12 protein-coding genes and 1 pseudogene (1 of these 13 only partly in view) are annotated in these 16,611 nt (G+C 64.2%); 3 read left to right on the top strand and 10 right to left on the bottom strand.

The window, feature by feature from the left end; translation table 11 throughout:
- A protein-coding gene (locus tag FJW10_RS17285) for a M23 family metallopeptidase (protein WP_140866369.1) crosses the window boundary here: on the top strand, window positions 1-1,129 show its 3' portion. It extends 851 nt beyond the left edge of the window; 1,129 of the gene's 1,980 nt are visible here — the last part of the coding sequence; its start codon lies off the left edge, out of view; its stop codon occupies window positions 1,127-1,129.
- Here FJW10_RS17285 and FJW10_RS17280 read toward each other — a convergent pair.
- Entirely contained in the window at window positions 1,126-2,679 is a 1,554-nt protein-coding gene (locus FJW10_RS17280) for an MFS transporter (RefSeq protein ID WP_140901005.1), read from the bottom strand. The genes FJW10_RS17285 and FJW10_RS17280 overlap by 4 nt on opposite strands.
- A 229-nt stretch (window positions 2,680-2,908) precedes the next feature.
- Here FJW10_RS17280 and FJW10_RS17275 point away from each other — a divergent pair, with 229 nt between their 5' ends.
- Entirely contained in the window at window positions 2,909-3,541 is a 633-nt protein-coding gene (locus FJW10_RS17275; RefSeq protein ID WP_140901004.1) for a TMEM175 family protein, read from the top strand.
- On the opposite strand, the gene FJW10_RS17270 is transcribed toward FJW10_RS17275, so the two are convergent.
- The 9 genes and pseudogenes from FJW10_RS17270 to FJW10_RS17230 form a co-directional block, all read right to left on the bottom strand.
- A complete protein-coding gene (locus FJW10_RS17270) occupies window positions 3,515-3,658 on the bottom strand; it encodes a hypothetical protein (RefSeq protein ID WP_181177559.1) in 144 nt (47 codons plus the stop codon). The two genes, FJW10_RS17275 and FJW10_RS17270, sit on opposite strands and share 27 nt — an antisense overlap.
- A gap of 125 nt (window positions 3,659-3,783) precedes the next feature.
- Window positions 3,784-5,295 (bottom strand): L,D-transpeptidase family protein, encoded by a 1,512-nt coding sequence (locus FJW10_RS17265; RefSeq protein WP_140836198.1) that lies wholly within the window; start codon window positions 5,293-5,295, stop codon window positions 3,784-3,786.
- A gap of 245 nt (window positions 5,296-5,540) precedes the next feature.
- Window positions 5,541-5,897, bottom strand: a pseudogene (locus FJW10_RS17260) (MmcQ/YjbR family DNA-binding protein); the annotation flags it as partial.
- A 114-nt stretch (window positions 5,898-6,011) separates the two neighbouring features.
- Window positions 6,012-8,618, bottom strand: a complete 2,607-nt coding sequence (gene clpB / locus FJW10_RS17255; RefSeq protein ID WP_140901002.1) for an ATP-dependent chaperone ClpB — start codon at window positions 8,616-8,618, stop codon at window positions 6,012-6,014.
- Between the two features lie 321 nt (window positions 8,619-8,939).
- Entirely contained in the window at window positions 8,940-9,905 is a 966-nt protein-coding gene (locus FJW10_RS17250; RefSeq protein ID WP_246674285.1) for a DUF4167 domain-containing protein, read from the bottom strand.
- A 340-nt stretch (window positions 9,906-10,245) separates the two neighbouring features.
- On the bottom strand, window positions 10,246-11,115 hold the full coding sequence (gene prmC, locus FJW10_RS17245; RefSeq protein ID WP_140901000.1) for a peptide chain release factor N(5)-glutamine methyltransferase: 870 nt from the start codon (window positions 11,113-11,115) through the stop codon (window positions 10,246-10,248).
- On the bottom strand, window positions 11,108-12,187 hold the full coding sequence (prfA, locus tag FJW10_RS17240) for a peptide chain release factor 1 (protein WP_140836202.1): 1,080 nt from the start codon (window positions 12,185-12,187) through the stop codon (window positions 11,108-11,110). Before prfA ends, prmC begins: the two co-directional genes overlap by 8 nt.
- 208 nt (window positions 12,188-12,395) lie before the next feature.
- A complete protein-coding gene (gene ptsP / locus FJW10_RS17235; RefSeq protein ID WP_140836203.1) occupies window positions 12,396-14,666 on the bottom strand; it encodes a phosphoenolpyruvate--protein phosphotransferase in 2,271 nt (756 codons plus the stop codon).
- 83 nt (window positions 14,667-14,749) lie between these two features.
- Window positions 14,750-16,003: an aspartate kinase gene (locus FJW10_RS17230; protein WP_140900999.1), complete on the bottom strand. Its 1,254-nt coding sequence runs from the start codon at window positions 16,001-16,003 to the stop codon at window positions 14,750-14,752.
- Between the two features lie 212 nt (window positions 16,004-16,215).
- On the opposite strand from FJW10_RS17230, the gene FJW10_RS17225 reads away from it, so the two are divergent.
- Window positions 16,216-16,515: a hypothetical protein gene (locus FJW10_RS17225; RefSeq protein ID WP_140900998.1), complete on the top strand. Its 300-nt coding sequence runs from the start codon at window positions 16,216-16,218 to the stop codon at window positions 16,513-16,515.
- The last annotated feature ends 96 nt before the right edge of the window (window positions 16,516-16,611 follow it).

The following is a 16,611-nucleotide window of genomic DNA, read 5'->3' as shown; positions in this document are numbered from 1 at the left end:
CGCCGAGGCCTATGCCGATTCGGGCTACACCGGCGACGACGCCACCGGCATGGCGGAAGCGATCAGCAAGCTGTTGAACGCCCCGGCGCTCAAGGCCGGAACGGTGCTGCGCGTCGGCCTCGAGGTGCGCGGCGACATCGCCAAGGTCGTGCGCACCAGCGTCTACGACAAGACCACGCACATCGTCACCATAGCGCTCGACGACCGTGGCCAGTATGTGCCGGCGCAGGAGCCGGAGGCAAATCCCGAGCTTTTGACGGCGTTCGACGATTCGCAGCCCATCGTGGTGCGCGGCAACCTGCCCAATGTCTATGACGGCATCTACCGCGCCGCTTATTCCTACGGCATGTCGAAAGCGATGACGCAGAAGCTGATTAAGCTTCTCGCCTCCGACGTCGATTTCCAGTCGCGGATTTCACCGGCCGACCGCCTCGAAGTCCTGTTCTCGCAGCCTGATGGCGACGACCAGACCTCCGACGATTCCGAGCTTCTTTATGTATCGGCGACCTTCGGCGGCCAGACGCGCAATTTCTACCGCTTTCAGATGCAGGACGGCGGCACCGACTATTTCGACGAAAATGGTTCGAGCGCCGAGCAGTTCCTGCTGCGCAATCCACTGCCCGCCGGCAAATTCCGTTCCGGCTTCGGCGCGCGCCGGCACCCGATTCTGGGCTATGTGCGCATGCATACCGGCGTCGACTGGGCGGCGCCGATCGGCACGCCGATCATCGCCGCCGGCAACGGCGTCGTCGAGAAGGTCGGCTGGGCCGGCGGCTACGGCAAGCAGATCATCATCCGCCACGCCAATGGCTACGAGACCTCCTACAATCACCAGAGCGCTTTCGCCAACGGCATCGAGCCCGGCGTGCGCGTCCGCCAGGGCCAGACGATCGGCTACCTCGGCCAAACCGGTCTCGCCACCGGCCCGCATCTTCACTACGAGCTGATCGTCAACGGCACCAAGGTCGACCCCATGCGTGTGCGCCTGCCGGTCGGCAAGGTGCTGAAAGGCGACGATCTCGTGGCCTTCAAGCGCGAGCGTGAGCGCATCGACGATCTTCTGAAGCAGGAAGACGGCAACTCGCTGAAGGTCGCCAGCGCCAAGGCTGATTCGCAGCTTCCGAACTAATCTTGCGAATCGTTTCTCTTTTGCGGCCAGGGCGATGCCTGTCCGGGAACCGTGAACCAGGCGGTGAGTGAAGAAAGCACGCAAAGCAGCGCCGTGATCGCCGCGACCGCGGCAAAAGCCGAATCGCTTGCCGCAACTCTCGCCGCATCGAGATTGGCGGCAAGCCCGGATGCGGGCGGCTCGCCGAAACCGGGTATCCCGGAAGCATTGCCGGTCACCCGCGCGTAAACCCAGGCCGCGAGCGAGCCCATGGCCGCCACAGCGATCAGGCCGCCGACGCGCGAGACCGCGTTGTTGATACCCGACGCGGCCCCGGTATCCTTGTCCTCGACCGAAGTCATGACCGCCGTCGACAGCGGCGACACGACCTGCGCCATGCCAAGTCCCATCAGCGCCATCAGCGGAAAGGTCCCGATCCAGAAATCGTGGATGCCGAAATGGGTGAGCAACGCCAGGCCGGCGAAGGCGATGGCCACGACCATGCTGCCGCTGGCGATGGGGAAACGCGGACCGATCCTATCCGACCACTGACCGACCGGTCCGGACAAAAGCGCGATCGACGCCGACAGCGGCAGGAAGATGAAGCCGACCTCGGCCTCGCTCAGCCTCCAGCCGGCGATCAGAAGCATCGGCAGGTAGAACAGATTGGCCGACAGCGCGAAGTAAAGGAAGAATGTCGCCAGATTGGCGCCGGCAAAGGCCCTGATTCGGAACAGGCCGAGATCGATCATCGGGTCGCGCCGCCTGAACTCGTAAAAGATGAAGACAAAGAGCAGCACCACGCCGGCTACGATCGCCGGACCCGACATCAAGCCGGCGCCTTCGGCATTCATCGCCGTCAACCCGTAGGCGAGCAGGCCGAAAGCGAGTGTCGCCAGCGCCGCCCCCCCGAGATCGAGGCTGCGTTTTTCGGTCGGCTTGTCGGCCGGCACCTTGGCCAAAAGCAGATAGATCGAGATCAGCCCAAGCGGCAGGTTGATGGCGAAGATCGCGCGCCAGATCCCATTGCCGAAAGTCGACAGCGCAAAACCGCCGAGCACCGGCCCGAGCGCCGTGGTCAGCGCCGATGCGGCGGCCCAGATGCCGATCGCCCGGCCGCGCTCCTTCTTCGGATAGGCTTTGGCGATAATGGCGAGGCTGCCCGGCACCATGATCGCCGCGCCGATGCCCTGGATGGCTCGGAAGGCGATCAATATGGCCGGATCCGGCGCCATCGCGCAGGCGAGCGAGGCAGCGACGAACAGCGCGATCCCGGTCATGAAGGCGCGCCGCAGGCCAAACCGGTCGCCGGCAGCGCCTCCGGCCAGGATGAGCGCCGACAGCGTCAACGCATAGGCGTTGGAAATCCACTGCGCCTGCGCCAGGCTGGCGCCGAGATCCACGCGCAACGCCGGCATGGCGATCGCCAGGATCGAACCGTCGATGAAGCCGAGCGCCGAGGCGAGAATCGCCGCGACCAGCACGAATTTTCGCTGCGTCTGCGGACAGAACGTACCGTTCGCCCGCGCCGGCGAATGCGAATCGGAAGTGGTTTCGTTCGCGGATGACATGATGCTCTGCTTAGTCCTCCGTCGCGGCCGCAACAACAAGCCAGAGCATGGCTGTTCTTGAAACCAGATTGCGTCGGGACAATCCCCCGGAAAATGAGCAGCGGTCTTCCGTTGTCGACTCGACCTGAAATCATCCGGGCCCTGGCCGCATGGCGAGGCGGGCGCCAATTCTGATGCAAACCGCCGATCGCGTGCTAGGTTCCAGCATTGTGCGTGAGAGGGGGAAGTCATGAAGCGTCCGCTCGAACCGTCGGCGGAAGGGCGCGGACGCATCGTCGGCATAACCGACGGCGTTTTCGCCATCGCGCTGACCTTGATCGTGCTGGAGATCAGGGTGCCGGCGCATGAAGCGGTGCATTCGGAAAGCGAATTGCTCGCCGCGATCCTGGCGTTGGCGCCACGGTTCCTGACCTATGCGCTGAGCTTCCTGACGCTCACCATCTTCTGGTTCGGCCAGCAGGCACAGCATGGCCTGATCGCGAAATCGGATCGACGGCTCGCGACACTCAACCTGTGCTTCCTTGCCTTTGTCGCGCTGCTGCCCTTCTCCACCGACCTTCTCGCCGATTTTCTGGATTTCAGGGTCGCGGTGCTGGTCTATTGGCTGAACCTGCTGATGCTGGGCGCCACGCTGTTCGCAAGCTGGTGGTATGCCGACAGGAACGGCATGATCGCCGAGGACGTCGATGCGCAAACGCGTCGCACCGTCTACAATCGCATCGTCAAGGCGCAGGTCCTCTGGGTGATCGGCGCAGCGCTTTGCCTGATCGCGCCGCTGCTCAGCATCGTCTTCATCCTGCTGGTGCAGCTAATTTACGCCACCGCGCCGCGCAGCTCACTGCTGCGCCACATAATCGGCTGAAAGGCCGCCGACGAACTCCACCGTGGCGCCCGGCGACACCGGCTTGGCAAGTCCGCGCGTGGCGAAGCCGGCCTGGCTAGCCGTGGCGCCGTTTGCGCGATCGACGCATGCTGCCATCTCGTCGTCCGACTGCGCATATGCGGATTGGCTGACTATCAAAAGCAGACCGGCGAGAGCAGGTCTCGTGATCACAGAGGCTCCTGCAGTTTTGCTATGATGTCCATGCCGCCGCGCCGCGCGGCTCACTGCTGCGCCACATAGTCGCCTGAAGGGTCGCCGACGAACTCCACCGTGACACCCGGCGACACCAGCTTGGCAAGCTCTCGCGCATCCCAATTGGTCAGGCGCACGCAGCCATGGCTCTCGGTCTTGCCGATCTTGGAGGGATCGGGCGTGCCGTGGATGCCGTAGGTCGGCTTGTCGAGCGCGATCCACACCGAGCCGACCGGACCGTTCGGCCCCGGCGGGATCGTGAGAATCTTGTCGTTCTGGCCCTGCTTGAAATTGATGTTCGGGTTGTAGGTGTAGTTCGGATCGAGCGCGATGCGCGAGACGGCGTGAATGCCGGTCGGCGAAGGCGTGTCGGCCGAGCCGATGGTCGCCGGATAGGCCGCGACCAACTTGCCGCCCGCATCATAGGCGTAGACTTCCTTCTTGCTCTTGTCGGCGACGATGCGCGCCACCGGCGTCGACACCAGCTTGCCGAAATTGGCGACCTTGATCATCGTGCCGGGGCGATTGAAGTCGACCCCTTTGTTGATCGACTTCAGATAGGTCTCGTCCATGTGGAAGCGCTCGGCCAGCGCCTCGGTGACCGAGGTGTAGCACATGCAGTCGAGCCTGGCCTTCTGGCTGTAGTCCTCGGGGATCGAGGCGAGATAGTGGCCGGCCACATCCTCCGGCGTGATCGTGTAGGAGGCAAAGGCGTCGCCGCCGGACTGGGCAAGCGCCGCCTGGATGCCGACTTCATCGGTCGATTTCAAACTGGTGCCGTTGATCTCGTTGTAGGCGGCCAGCGCCTTGTCGACATTCGAGCCGAAGCGCCCGTCGATCACGCCCGGCGAGGCGCCGCCGCGGTCGAGCAGCACCTGCAGCGCGGCGACGTCCTGGCGCACCCCGAGCGACAGCGATGGGTCGACGGTAGCCTTGCCGCCGGTGTTCGGCGACGGCTGGGCGTCGGGATTGGTTTGCAGCACTTCGCCCTGGCCCGGCTGTTCCGGGCCGATCGACGCCTCGTTCAGCGGCTGGCGCTTGACGGTGTTGGACTTCGGCGCCTCCGGATAGGTGGTCGCATAGCCTTCATCGTTGTTGGGCGCCGCCGGATAAGCATCGACGGAATTGTCGTCGTTGGGGTCGTACTCATCGACCGGCGGCGGGATGACGCGGCCGTTCTCCTCCAACTGCCGGCGGCGGAAGCGGGCCATGTCCTCGGGATTGTCGAGATAATAGCGGTCGTCGTCCTCGGCCGGCGCGCGGCCGAGTTCCTGCATGCGCATCTGCCGGCGAAGCGCGCGGCGGTCGGTCCTGCTCCCAGGCGGCTGGATGGCGATGACCTTGCCGGTGTCGGCATCGACCAGAACGCGGTTCCCCCTGGCGTCGTAGTAGATGTCGATATTGCCTTCCTGAGCCAGCATCAGCGCGCCGCGCTCGGTCGGGCGCGCGCTCTGCGCGCCTTCCACGCTCGGCGTGGCGAACGCACCGGAAGACACCAGCCCGGCCGCGAGTGCCGAAAGGGAAAAGATCAAGCGCAGCATGAGGGTCAAGCTCTCCGGTCGACTGGGTTTCTGGCGGGCGAACCCTTCGCCAGCAAACCAGTTACCCAAGTTAAGGTTCCAACATGAACCGGGCATGAAGATGGCGGTTTTCCGCTATCTTGAGGAATATCAACTATGCATGTCGCGCAAAAGTGTGCAGCGGTTTTGCGATAACGACATGCATGAAAACAAAGCCTTAAAAGCGCGTCGCCTGAATCCGCTTCAGCGCGACGCGCTTTAGCCTTTGGCAACCCCAATTCGTTACGTTCCTGTCTGGTCAGCTTGAGGACGACCAAGCGATGGCTCTCGCGCAGATAGTCCTCGAGCGCCGCATCGTCCATGCTTTGGCTCGTCTGACGCTGGATCCATTTCATGCCGCGCGAGGCAAGATAAGGCGCAGGCCGGCAGCCCGGCTGATCCTTCAGCACGTCATAGGCCATCTCGGAACATTTGAAGGTGACGAAAAGCTGGCCGCCCTCGTTCCAGCCGCCAATGGCAAACACCTTGCCGCCGACCTTCCAGACATGGGCCCCGCCCCACTGGACCACATGCGTCGTAGCGGGCAGCGAGGCGCAGAAGCCGTTATAGTCGTCAAGCTTCATCGAGTTCTTCCCAGCCATTCGAATCGGCAGCCGATTATGCGCAGCCGCCGGGAATAACAAAGCGCGCCGCACCAGTCCGATGCGACGCGCCCTTTCGTTTCAACTTCCCCGGGGTCAGGCGGCGGCTTCCGTCGCCACCACCGTCGGCTTCGAGCGGAAGTTCAACCGGTCGGAACCCGCGGTGACCTTGACGGTCGAACCGTCGAGGATCTCGCCGAGCAGGATCTTCTCCGCCAGCGGATCCTGCAGTTCCTTCTGCATCACCCGCTTCAGCGGCCTGGCGCCATATGCCGGATCGTAGCCCTTCGAGGCCAGCCACTCGATCGCGTCGTGATCGATCGACAGCACGATCTTGCGGTCGACGAGCAGGTTCTCCAGCCGCTTGAGCTGGATCTCGACGATGCGATCCATGTCCTGCCGGCGCAGCCGGTGGAACAGGATCACCTCGTCGACGCGGTTGAGGAACTCCGGCCGGAACGAAGCCTTCACCACGGCCATCACCTCGTCGCGCACGGCATCGACATCCTGGTCGTCGCTGAGATTGACCAGATATTCGGCGCCGAGGTTGGACGTCATGATGATCAGCGTGTTGCGGAAGTCGACCGTGCGGCCCTGGCCATCGGTCAGCCTTCCGTCGTCGAGCACCTGCAGCAGCACGTTGAACACGTCCGGGTGCGCCTTCTCGATCTCGTCGAAAAGCACGACCTGGTACGGCCGGCGCCGCACCGCTTCGGTCAGCGCGCCGCCTTCCTCGTAGCCGACATAGCCGGGAGGCGCGCCGATCAGCCGGGCGACGGAGTGCTTTTCCATGAACTCCGACATGTCGATGCGCACCAGCGCCGTCTCGTCGTCGAACAGGAAGCTGGCCAGCGCCTTGGTGAGCTCGGTCTTGCCGACGCCGGTCGGTCCGAGGAACATGAACGAGCCGATCGGCCGGTTCGGATCCTGCAGCCCGGCGCGGGCGCGGCGCACGGCCTTGGACACCGCCTGCACGGCTTCGCCCTGGCCGACGACGCGCTTGCCGATCTCGTCTTCCATGCGCAAGAGCTTCTCGCGCTGCCCTTCCAGCATCTTGTCGACCGGAATGCCGGTCCAGCGCGACACGACATGCGCGACATGGTCAGGCGTGACCACCTCTTCCACCATGCCAGTCTTGCCGTCCTGCGCCTCGGCTTCCTTGAGCTTCTTCTCGAGCTCCGGGATCTTGCCATAGGCAAGCTCGCCGGCGCGCTGGAACTCGCCCTTGCGCTGCGCGATCGCCAGTTCATTGCGCGTCTCGTCGAGCTGCTTCTTCAGGTCGGCGGCAAGGCCAAGCTTCTGCTTCTCGGCCTGCCACTTCGTGGTCAGCTCGCTCGATTCTTCCTCAAGGTCTGCGAGTTCCTTCTCCAGCCGGGCAAGCCGGTCCTTTGAAGCCTCGTCCTTCTCGACCTTCAGCGCCTCGCGCTCGATCTTGAGCTGCATGATGCGGCGGTCGATCTCGTCCAGCGCCTCGGGCTTGGAATCGACCTGCATGCGCAGCCTGGACGCCGCCTCGTCGACCAGATCGATCGCCTTGTCCGGCAGGAAGCGGTCGGCGATGTAGCGGTTGGAAAGCGTAGCCGCCGACACAAGCGCGGAATCGGAGATGCGCACCTTGTGGTGCTGCTCGTACTTCTCCTTCAGGCCGCGCAGGATCGAAACCGTGTCTTCCACCGTCGGCTCGTCGACGAAGACGGGCTGGAAACGGCGGGCAAGCGCGGCATCCTTTTCGACATGCTTGCGGTATTCGTCGAGCGTGGTCGCGCCGACGCAGTGCAGTTCGCCGCGCGCCAGCGCGGGCTTCAACAGGTTCGACGCGTCCATCGCGCCGTCCGCCTTGCCGGCGCCGACCAGCGTGTGCATCTCGTCGATGAACAGGATGATGTTGCCGTTGGCCGAGGTGACCTCGTTGAGCACGGCCTTCAGCCGCTCCTCGAACTCGCCGCGATATTTGGCGCCTGCAATCAGCGCGCCCATGTCGAGCGCCATCAACTGCTTGTCCTTCAGCGATTCCGGTACGTCGCCATTGACGATGCGCAACGCCAGGCCCTCGGCGATGGCGGTCTTGCCGACGCCCGGCTCGCCGATCAGCACGGGGTTGTTCTTGGTGCGCCGTGACAGCACCTGGATGGTGCGGCGGATCTCGTCGTCTCGGCCGATGACCGGATCGAGCTTGCCGGCACGGGCGTCGGCGGTGAGGTCGCGCGCGTATTTCTTCAGCGCGTCATAGCTCTGCTCGGCGCTGGCCGAGTCTGCTGTGCGGCCCTTGCGGATATCGTTGATGACCTGGTTGAGCGCCTGCGCGGTGACGCCCGCCTTGGACAGGATGTCGGCGGTCTTGGCCGACTTCTCAATGACCAGCGCTTGCAGCAGCCGCTCGACGGTGACGAAGCTGTCGCCAGCCCTCTTGGCGAGGTCCTCGGCGGTCGAAAACACCTTGGCAAGAGGCTGGGCCAGGTAGAGCTGGCCATTGCCGCCCTCGACCTTGGGCATGGCTTCGAGCGCCGCCTCGACGCCGAGCTTGACGTCGCGGACATTGCCGCCGGCGCGCTCGATCAGGGATGCGGCAAGGCCCTCGTCATCGTCGACGAGCACCTTCAGCATATGTTCGGGCGTGAATTGCTGGTGGTTGCGCGAGAGCGCCATGGTCTGCGCGGACTGGATAAAGCCGCGCACGCGCTCCGAGTATTTCTCAAGATTCATTCTCTGTCTCCTTCCATCACCGGCCCGCTTTGCGGCACCGGATCAGATTGCGGTGACGGGCCCGCCCATAAGAGCCGAACCCTGTTTCCTGGCGAGATATGGTGCGCGCGCGGCAGGCTCTCAAGACGTCTGGCTAACGCAATTCCAGGAAAAGTGTGATGCGGTTTTCCGTTCGGAATTGCGTAAAACAAAAAAGAGAGCAGTTCGCCGTTTTCGTGAAACGGTGAAGTGCTCTATCTCCATGTTATTCCCACCGCCCGCAAAAACAAAAACGGCGGAGAGTGCTCTCCGCCGTTTCCAATGCTCGAAATGGCCTCTGGATCAGTTGTTCGCGTCGGCGGCAACGGGCTCGCCGGAAGCTTCGCTGGCGGCCGCCGCCGGCTCGCCGGCGACAGGCTCGCTCGCCGGCTTTGCCTCGTCGGCAGGCTTGGCGCTGGCCTCATCGCCATTGTTCATGGCGCTATGCGCTTCGCTTGAATTTTCGGCGCTCGAACCTTCCGGCTGACCGCCCTGCTCGCCATTGCTCGCCTGGTCGGCGTAGCTGCCGCGCGGGCGGCGCGGGCGACGCGGGCGACGACCGCCGCCATTGTCCATGGCGGCTTCGTTGAGCTCGGCCTGGGCGGCAAGAGCCGCCGGCGAAAAGCTGTCGAGCTGCGGCGCCTGCTCGGCCTGTGAACCAGCCTCGCCAGCTGCCTCGGGCTGCGCCTCACTGCGGCGGTTCTGGTCGAACTGCTGGCCGCCCTGCTCGCCGCGCTGGCCGTTTTCACCGCGCTGGCCGTAGCCGCCGTTGCGGCGGTCGCGATTCCGGTCGCGCTGGTTGTTGTTGTCGCGGCGATTGTTGTTGTCGCGGCCGCCGTCCTGGTTGTAGGCGAGTTCCGCCGGCGTGCCTTCGATCACCGGCTGCGGGCCGGAGCCGTTCGCCGCGGCCGGCGCCTCGGCGCCATTGCCGCCGTTATTGTCGAACTCTTCGCGATCCTCGTCGAGATCGTCATCGAAGTCGTCGCGGTTCTGCTGGACATTCTGGATCGGCATCTGCGCCTGCGCGGCGGCAATGATGCGATTGTAGTGCTCGGCGTGCTGGAGATAGTTCTCCGCCATTACCCTGTCGCCGGAGCTTTGCGCGTCACGGGCGAGTGTGGCGTATTTCTCGGCGATCTGCTGAGCCGATCCGCGGATCTTCACGTCCGGACCGTTGCTCTCGTAAGTGCGGGTCAGGGGGTTCGGCCCCTTGCGGTTGTTGTTGTTGTTGTTGTTGCCACCGCCGCCATTGTTATTGCGACCGCGCATGCGCCTGTTCTGCTGTTGTGGCCTCATTAGACTCTCTTCATAGTGAATTTTCGAAAAACTCTTCACGAACGGAGGCGCTCATGCAGCCAGCCGTTTCGTTTCTTCACCGGCGTTCGCCCGCATCAATTGCGTTGGCGCCACGTGCCATCCTGTTCCGGTTACATCACTTGCCGAATGATTCCCGCACGAAGCTTGGGCGTCGTTTGCGCAAGAAGGCAGCTATTTCCAAGGAAAACCGAATCGCTGGGAGCACTGCCTGCTTCGTCTCATCCGGTTGAGGCGGACCCTAGCTGCATTCCCCGGTATTGCCAAGCGGTTTTTTCGCACTGCATCAGGGCTTTCAACGCTCGAACACGAGAACTCTGTCATTGCCGCCGAGGTCGCGATATGTCCCGGTTAACACATAGCCGGCTGCCGCGAATATTCCGCTGACCTCGTTTTTCTGCGTGTAGCCGATCTCGACCGCTACCTTGCCTTGCGCTTCAAGAAATGCCGCCGCCCCGGCGGCGATGACCCTGTACGGGTCCAAACCATCCGCACCGCCATCAAGGGCCAAGTACGGGTCGAAATCGCGGACTTCGTCCTGCAGATTTCCAATGTCTCCACTGGGTATATAGGGAGGGTTCGAGGCAATTACATGGTAACGGCCCAAAACTTTTTCGAACCAGTTGGAATGCAAGGTTTTGAAGCGCTCGCCGAACCCCAGGTCCCGGGCGTTTCCGGCCGCGGTCGCCAATGCATCGGGCGAAATATCGACGCCCGTCGCAGTCGCGGCCGGAACGGCGTCGAGCAAGGCCAGCGCGATGGCGCCGGTGCCCGTGCCGAGATCGAGAATACGGCATTCCCGGAGCCTTTCGGCCGTTGCCCGGGCGAAGGGCAGGACGGCGTCGACCAGCGTCTCGGTGTCCGGCCGCGGCTCCAGCGTCTCCGGCGAAAGCGACAGGCGCAAGCCGTAGAATTCGCGGTAGCCGAGGATACGGTGTACCGGCTCGCCTGCGACGCGACGCCTCAGGGCCGCTTCGATGGCCGAAAGCGCCGCCGAACCCACCTTTTGCTCCGGTTCGGCAATGGCCTGGGTGCGGGTCGTGCCGGAGAAATGCTCAACGATCAGCCGGGAATCGAGCGCCGGATCGGCAATGCCGGTGGCGGCCAGGCGCTCGCGCGCCGCCCTGAGCAGCGGCCCGAGCGCCGCGGGCAGTTGGTCAGCCATCGAGGCTCATATCGGCAAGCAGCTTCGACTGATGGTCGGCGATCAGCGCGTCGACCACCTCATCGAGCTCGCCCATCATCACCCGGTCGAGCTTGTAGAGCGTAAGGTTGATGCGATGATCGGTGACGCGCCCTTGCGGGAAATTATAGGTGCGGATGCGCTCCGACCGGTCGCCCGAGCCGACCTGCGATTTGCGCGACTCCGAGCGTTCCTCGTCGGCCCGGCTGCGCTCCAGGTCGTAGAGCCGCGCGCGCAGGATCTGCATGGCGCGCGCCCGGTTCTGGTGCTGCGATTTCTCCGCCTGCACCACCATGATGCCGGTCGGCAAATGGGTGATGCGAACCGCCGAATCGGTGGTGTTGACGTGCTGGCCGCCCGAACCCGAGGCCCGCATCGTGTCGATGCGGATATCCTCGGCCCGGATCTCGATATCGACCTCCTCGGCCTCCGGCAGCACCGCCACCGTCGCCGCCGACGTGTGGATGCGCCCGCCGGCCTCGGTTTCCGGCACACGCTGGACGCGGTGCACGCCGGATTCGAACTTCAGATGCGCGAACACGCCCTTGCCCGACACCGAGGCGATGATTTCCTTATAGCCGCCGACCTCGCCGTCGCTCGCCGACACCGTCTCGAAGCGCCAGCCGCGCGAGGCGGCATAGCGCTCATACATGCGGAACAGATCGCCGGCGAACAAGGCCGCCTCGTCGCCGCCGGTGCCGGCGCGGATTTCGAGGATGGCGTTCCTCTCGTCGGCCGCATCCTTGGGCAGAAGCAGGATCTGGATGTCCTTCTGCAGCGCTTCGATGCGGCTCTCGACTTCCGGCAGATCCGCCTCGGCCAGCGCGCGCATGTCGGCATCGGTCGCCTTATCGGCAAGCATCGCCTCGAGGTCCGCCTGCTCCTGCTCGGCGGCGCGCAATGCCCGGATCTTGCCCACCATCTCCTGGATGTCGGCGTATTCGGAGGCCATCTTGACGTATTGATCGGCGGCGGGTCCGGCCGACATCTGCGCTTCGAGCATGTCAAAACGCTTGACGACTTGATCCATACGGTCGCGGGGCAGGTTGATCATGATCTTGGAACTTCAATGAAATTCACGTCAGGGCGGATCGAAAATGGCGAGTTTCGAAAACCGGAGCGGAATGTACATTTAGGTACATGAGCACCGGCCTGCGCCGGCCATAGCCTTAATTCAACTGCCACGCCACTCATGAATGCCTCGGCCGGCGAAGGCCGGAAGCGCAGAAAATCGCCATTTGCAGACCGCCCCTCACGTGAATCTAGAGCGGAATCGAACGATCGTCGGCAAAGGCCTGCAGCAGCGCCCGCATCGGCGTCCCTTGGGCGGGCGCCATCAGATTGTCCCTGAAGAAGGCCTGCAGCTCCTGCAGCGGAAGTTCGGTCAGCATCGCCTTGACCGGGCCGATCGAGGCCGGCGACATCGAGATCGAGCGGAAGCCGAGGCCGATCAGCGCCATCGCCGAGATCGGCTTGCCGGCCAGCTCGCCGCAAAGCGTCACCGGCGTGTGATTGCGGGCGCCGGCATCGGCGATCGTCTTCAGCACCCGCAGGAACGGCGCCGAAAGCGTGTCGAAGCGGTCGGCAAGCTGTGTATTGCCGCGGTCGACCGCCATGATGAACTGGAAAAGGTCGTTGGAGCCGACCGAGACGAAATCCACTGCCTTCATCAATTCGTCGAGCTGGAACAAGAGCGAGGGCACTTCCAGCATCGCACCGAGCTTGAGGCTGGTGGGCAGGTGGTGCGCGAAGCGCGACAAATGCCGGACCTCGCGGTCGATGATCTCGCGCGCCTGCGCGATTTCCGACAGCTCGGTGACCATGGGCAGCATCAGCTTCAGCTCGCGGCCACCGCTGGCTTTGAGCAGCGCCCGGATCTGCGTCCTGAGCAGGCCGGGACGATCGAGCGTCAGCCGGATCGCCCGCCAGCCCAGCGCCGGATTCTCTTCCTGGATCGCACCCTTGAAGTAAGGCAGCACCTTGTCGCCACCGATGTCGATGGTGCGGAAAGTGACCGGTTTGCCGCGCGCCGCGTCGAGCACATCGCGATAGAGCCGCTCCTGCGCCTCGGCGCGCGGGAAGGTCGAGGCAACCATGAACTGCAGCTCGGTGCGGAACAGGCCGATGCCGGCGGCGCCCGACTCGGTGAGCTGCGGCAGGTCGACGGCAAGGCCCGCATTCATCAGGAGATCGACCGGAATCCCGTCCCTGGTCAGCGACGGCTTCTTGCGCAGCTCGCGGTAGACTTCCTGCCGTCGGGCCCGGAACCGGACCTTTTCGGCATAGGCGGCTTCCAGGTCGGATTGCGGCCTGAGATGGATGGTGCCTTCCTCGCCGTCGACGATGATGGCGTCGCCGTTTTCCGCCATGGAAACGGCGCCCTTCACCTGTCCGGCGACCGGAATGCCCATGGCGCGCGCGACGATCACGACATGGCTGGTGGCGGCGCCGTCCTCGAGCACCAGGCCGCGCAGCTTGTCGCGCGGATAGTCGAGCAGTTCGGCCGCGCCCATCGAGCGGGCGACGATGATGGCGTCCTTGGGCAGCGCGGCCGCGACATCCTCCGGCCCGCGCCCCATCAGCTGGCGCAAGAGCCGGTTGGCGAGATCGTCGAAATCGCTCATCCGCTCGCGCAGATAGGGATCGGTCATGTGCAGCATGCGCGCGCGCATGTCGCTTTGCACCTTTTCGACCGCGGCTTCCGCCGTCAGGCCGTTGCGGATCGCCTCTTCCAGCCGACGCACCCAACCGCTGTCATTGGCGAACATGCGGTAGGCTTCGAGCACCTCGCGGTGCTCGCCCTCGAAGGCGACCTCGCGCCGCTCCAGCATGTCGTCGATAGAGAGGCGCAGCGAGCCGAGCGAGGACTGCAGCCGGCGCACCTCCTCCTCGCTGTCCTCGTTGAACAGGTTGGTGACGACGATGCGCGGCTCGTGCAGCACGACATGGCCGAGACCGACTCCATCGTTGAAGGAGACGCCGGTGAAGCTCGCCGGGCGGCGCAGGTCGAGCTCGAGCCCCGGCTTGGTGAGGCGGGCAAGATCGCCGGTGGCGATCATCTCGGCGATCACCATCGCCGTTGTTTCAAGCGCTTCGACCTCGTCGTCGCGATAGTGGCGCATGGTCTTGTTCTGCACCACCAGCACGCCCAGCGTGCGCCCTGCCCTCAGCACCGGCACGCCGAGGAAGGAATTGTAGATCTCTTCGCCCGTCTCCGGCAGGTAGGCGAAGGCCGGATGTTCCTGCGCGTTGGAGAGATTGAGCGGCCGCGCGCTGGCGGCGATCGTGCCGACCAGGCCCTGTCCGAGCCTGAGCTGCGCCAGGTGGACGGCGTTCGGGTTCAGACCTTCGGTGGCGTAGAGTTCGAGCACCGAGTCGGCGCGCAGCACATAGAGCGAGCAGACTTCGGCGACCATGTTGGAGGCGATGTCGCGCACGATGCGGTCGAGCCGCTCCTGCGGCTCCAGCGGCTCTTGCATGAGCTCGCGAAGCCGTTTGAGCAGAACGCGCGGGCCACTGGCCGTATCACGCATCGCGGCTTGTTCTCCAATGGGCATTTCGCCCGCCGCAGTTTCTCCCGCGGCCGGCGTTCACGCAACAACTGACTCAGTTCTTGCTATTGCTTATCCAGACCGTAGACGGAATGCAAAGTGCGAACCGCCAGTTCGGTATAGGGTCCGTCGATCAGTATCGAGATTTTGATCTCGGAAGTGGTGATGGCGCGGATGTTGATCGCCTTGTCTGCCAATGCCTTGAAGGCGGTGGCGGCGACGCCGGCGTGGCTCCTCATACCGATGCCGATGACCGAGACCTTCGACATGCCGGCTTCCGACTGCACGACGTCGTAGCCGACTTCCGGCTTCAGCTTCTCCAGCACGCCAAGCGCCTTGTCGACATCGCCGGATGGCACGGTGAAGGTCATGTCGGTGAACTTGCCGTCCTCGGAAATGTTCTGGACGATCATGTCGACATTGATGTTGGCCTCGGCCAGCGGGCCGAAGATGCCGGCGGCGACGCCTGGACGGTCGCCGACGCGGCGCAGCGAAATCTGCGCTTCGTCCTTGGCGTAGGCAATTCCGGTGACGACCTGCTGTTCCACGATCTCTTCCTCGTCGCAAATGAGCGTTCCGGGCGGATTGAGCAAATCCCCCATTCCGGGCGCATCGGGATCGTCGAAGGACGACCGCACGAAGGTACGCACCCTGTGTACCATGGCAAGCTCGACCGAGCGCACCTGCAGCACCTTGGCGCCGAGCGAAGCCATTTCGAGCATTTCCTCGAACGAAATCTTGGCGAGGCGCCGGGCTTTCGGCTCGATGCGAGGGTCGGTCGTGTAGACGCCGTCGACGTCGGTATAGATGTCGCATCGGTCGGCCTTGACCGCCGCGGCGATCGCGACGGCGCTGGTGTCGGAGCCGCCGCGGCCGAGCGTCGCGATACGGTTGTCCGGCCCGATGCCCTGGAACCCGGCGATGACCGCCACTTGGCCCTCGCCGAAGCGCTTGATCAGGAAGGCGCCGTCGATGTCGAGGATGCGCGCCGCGCCATGGGCATTGTCGGTCTTGATCGGGATCTGCCAGCCCTGCCAGGATCGTGCATGAATGCCCATGTTCTGCAGCGTGATCGCCAACAGGCCGGCCGTGACCTGCTCGCCCGAAGCAACCACGGCGTCATATTCGCGCGCGTCGTGCATGGGCGATGCCTCGCGGGTCCAGGCGACCAGCTCGTTGGTCTTGCCGGCCATGGCCGAGACCACCACGGCGACGTCGTGGCCGGCATCGACCTCGCGTTTGACATGGCGCGCCACATTGCGGATGCGGGCGATGTCGGCGACCGAGGTTCCGCCGAATTTCATCACGATACGCGCCATGGAAGCGAAATGCCTTTGACTCAAGCCGGCTCAAGGCCGGAACGGGAGGAAACGCCAGGGTGACCAAGCGCGGAAATGCGCGGCCTCCTTAGCCAAAACAGCAAGGCTTCGCAAGCGAGCGCGCTTATAGCCGGCCCGGCACAACTCATCCTGACGGATTCCTGTCGCCGGTCATGCCACAAGACTGCCGAAACGGCCCGTTGGAGATTCTCATGTCCGAGACCCTGGAAATTGTCACCTTCCGCCTGAAGCCCGGCACCGAAGCCGGCTTTGTCTCCAACAATGGGATCATGACGGATTGGCTTGCCCGGCAGCCGGGCTTTCTAAGCCGGCAGCTCGGCAGGTGCGAGGATGGAAGCTGGGTGGACGTCGTGCGCTGGCAGAGCCTGGAACAGGCCCGGGCGGCGGCGGACCGCATCATGGCCGAGATCGGCGGCAGCGAGGCGGTTCAGGCGATCGACCCGGCCAGCGTCGACATGAGGCACGCGGCGGTCGCGCTGTCGAAAATCTAATGCATGTCGCGCAAAAGTGTGCAGCGGTTTTGCGATAACGACATGCATGAAAACAAAGCCTTAAAGCGCGTCGCCTGAATCCGCTTCAGCGCGACG

Origin of the sequence: Mesorhizobium sp. B4-1-1 (genome assembly GCF_006439375.1) — a bacterium.
Lineage (GTDB): Bacteria > Pseudomonadota > Alphaproteobacteria > Rhizobiales > Rhizobiaceae > Mesorhizobium.
This window is presented reverse-complemented; position numbering and strand designations above follow the sequence as displayed.

Coding starts and splice junctions, on each gene's coding strand:
- FJW10_RS17280 (WP_140901005.1), bottom strand. CDS start 2,679: ATGTCATCCGCGAACGAAACCACTTCCGATTCGCATTCGCCGGCGCGG.
- FJW10_RS17275 (WP_140901004.1), top strand. CDS start 2,909: ATGAAGCGTCCGCTCGAACCGTCGGCGGAAGGGCGCGGACGCATCGTC.
- FJW10_RS17270 (WP_181177559.1), bottom strand. CDS start 3,658: ATGGCAGCATGCGTCGATCGCGCAAACGGCGCCACGGCTAGCCAGGCC.
- FJW10_RS17265 (WP_140836198.1), bottom strand. CDS start 5,295: ATGCTGCGCTTGATCTTTTCCCTTTCGGCACTCGCGGCCGGGCTGGTG.
- clpB (WP_140901002.1), bottom strand. CDS start 8,618: ATGAATCTTGAGAAATACTCGGAGCGCGTGCGCGGCTTTATCCAGTCC.
- FJW10_RS17250 (WP_246674285.1), bottom strand. CDS start 9,905: ATGCGCGGTCGCAATAACAATGGCGGCGGTGGCAACAACAACAACAAC.
- prmC (WP_140901000.1), bottom strand. CDS start 11,115: ATGGCTGACCAACTGCCCGCGGCGCTCGGGCCGCTGCTCAGGGCGGCG.
- prfA (WP_140836202.1), bottom strand. CDS start 12,187: ATGATCAACCTGCCCCGCGACCGTATGGATCAAGTCGTCAAGCGTTTT.
- ptsP (WP_140836203.1), bottom strand. CDS start 14,666: ATGCGTGATACGGCCAGTGGCCCGCGCGTTCTGCTCAAACGGCTTCGC.
- FJW10_RS17230 (WP_140900999.1), bottom strand. CDS start 16,003: ATGGCGCGTATCGTGATGAAATTCGGCGGAACCTCGGTCGCCGACATC.
- FJW10_RS17225 (WP_140900998.1), top strand. CDS start 16,216: ATGTCCGAGACCCTGGAAATTGTCACCTTCCGCCTGAAGCCCGGCACC.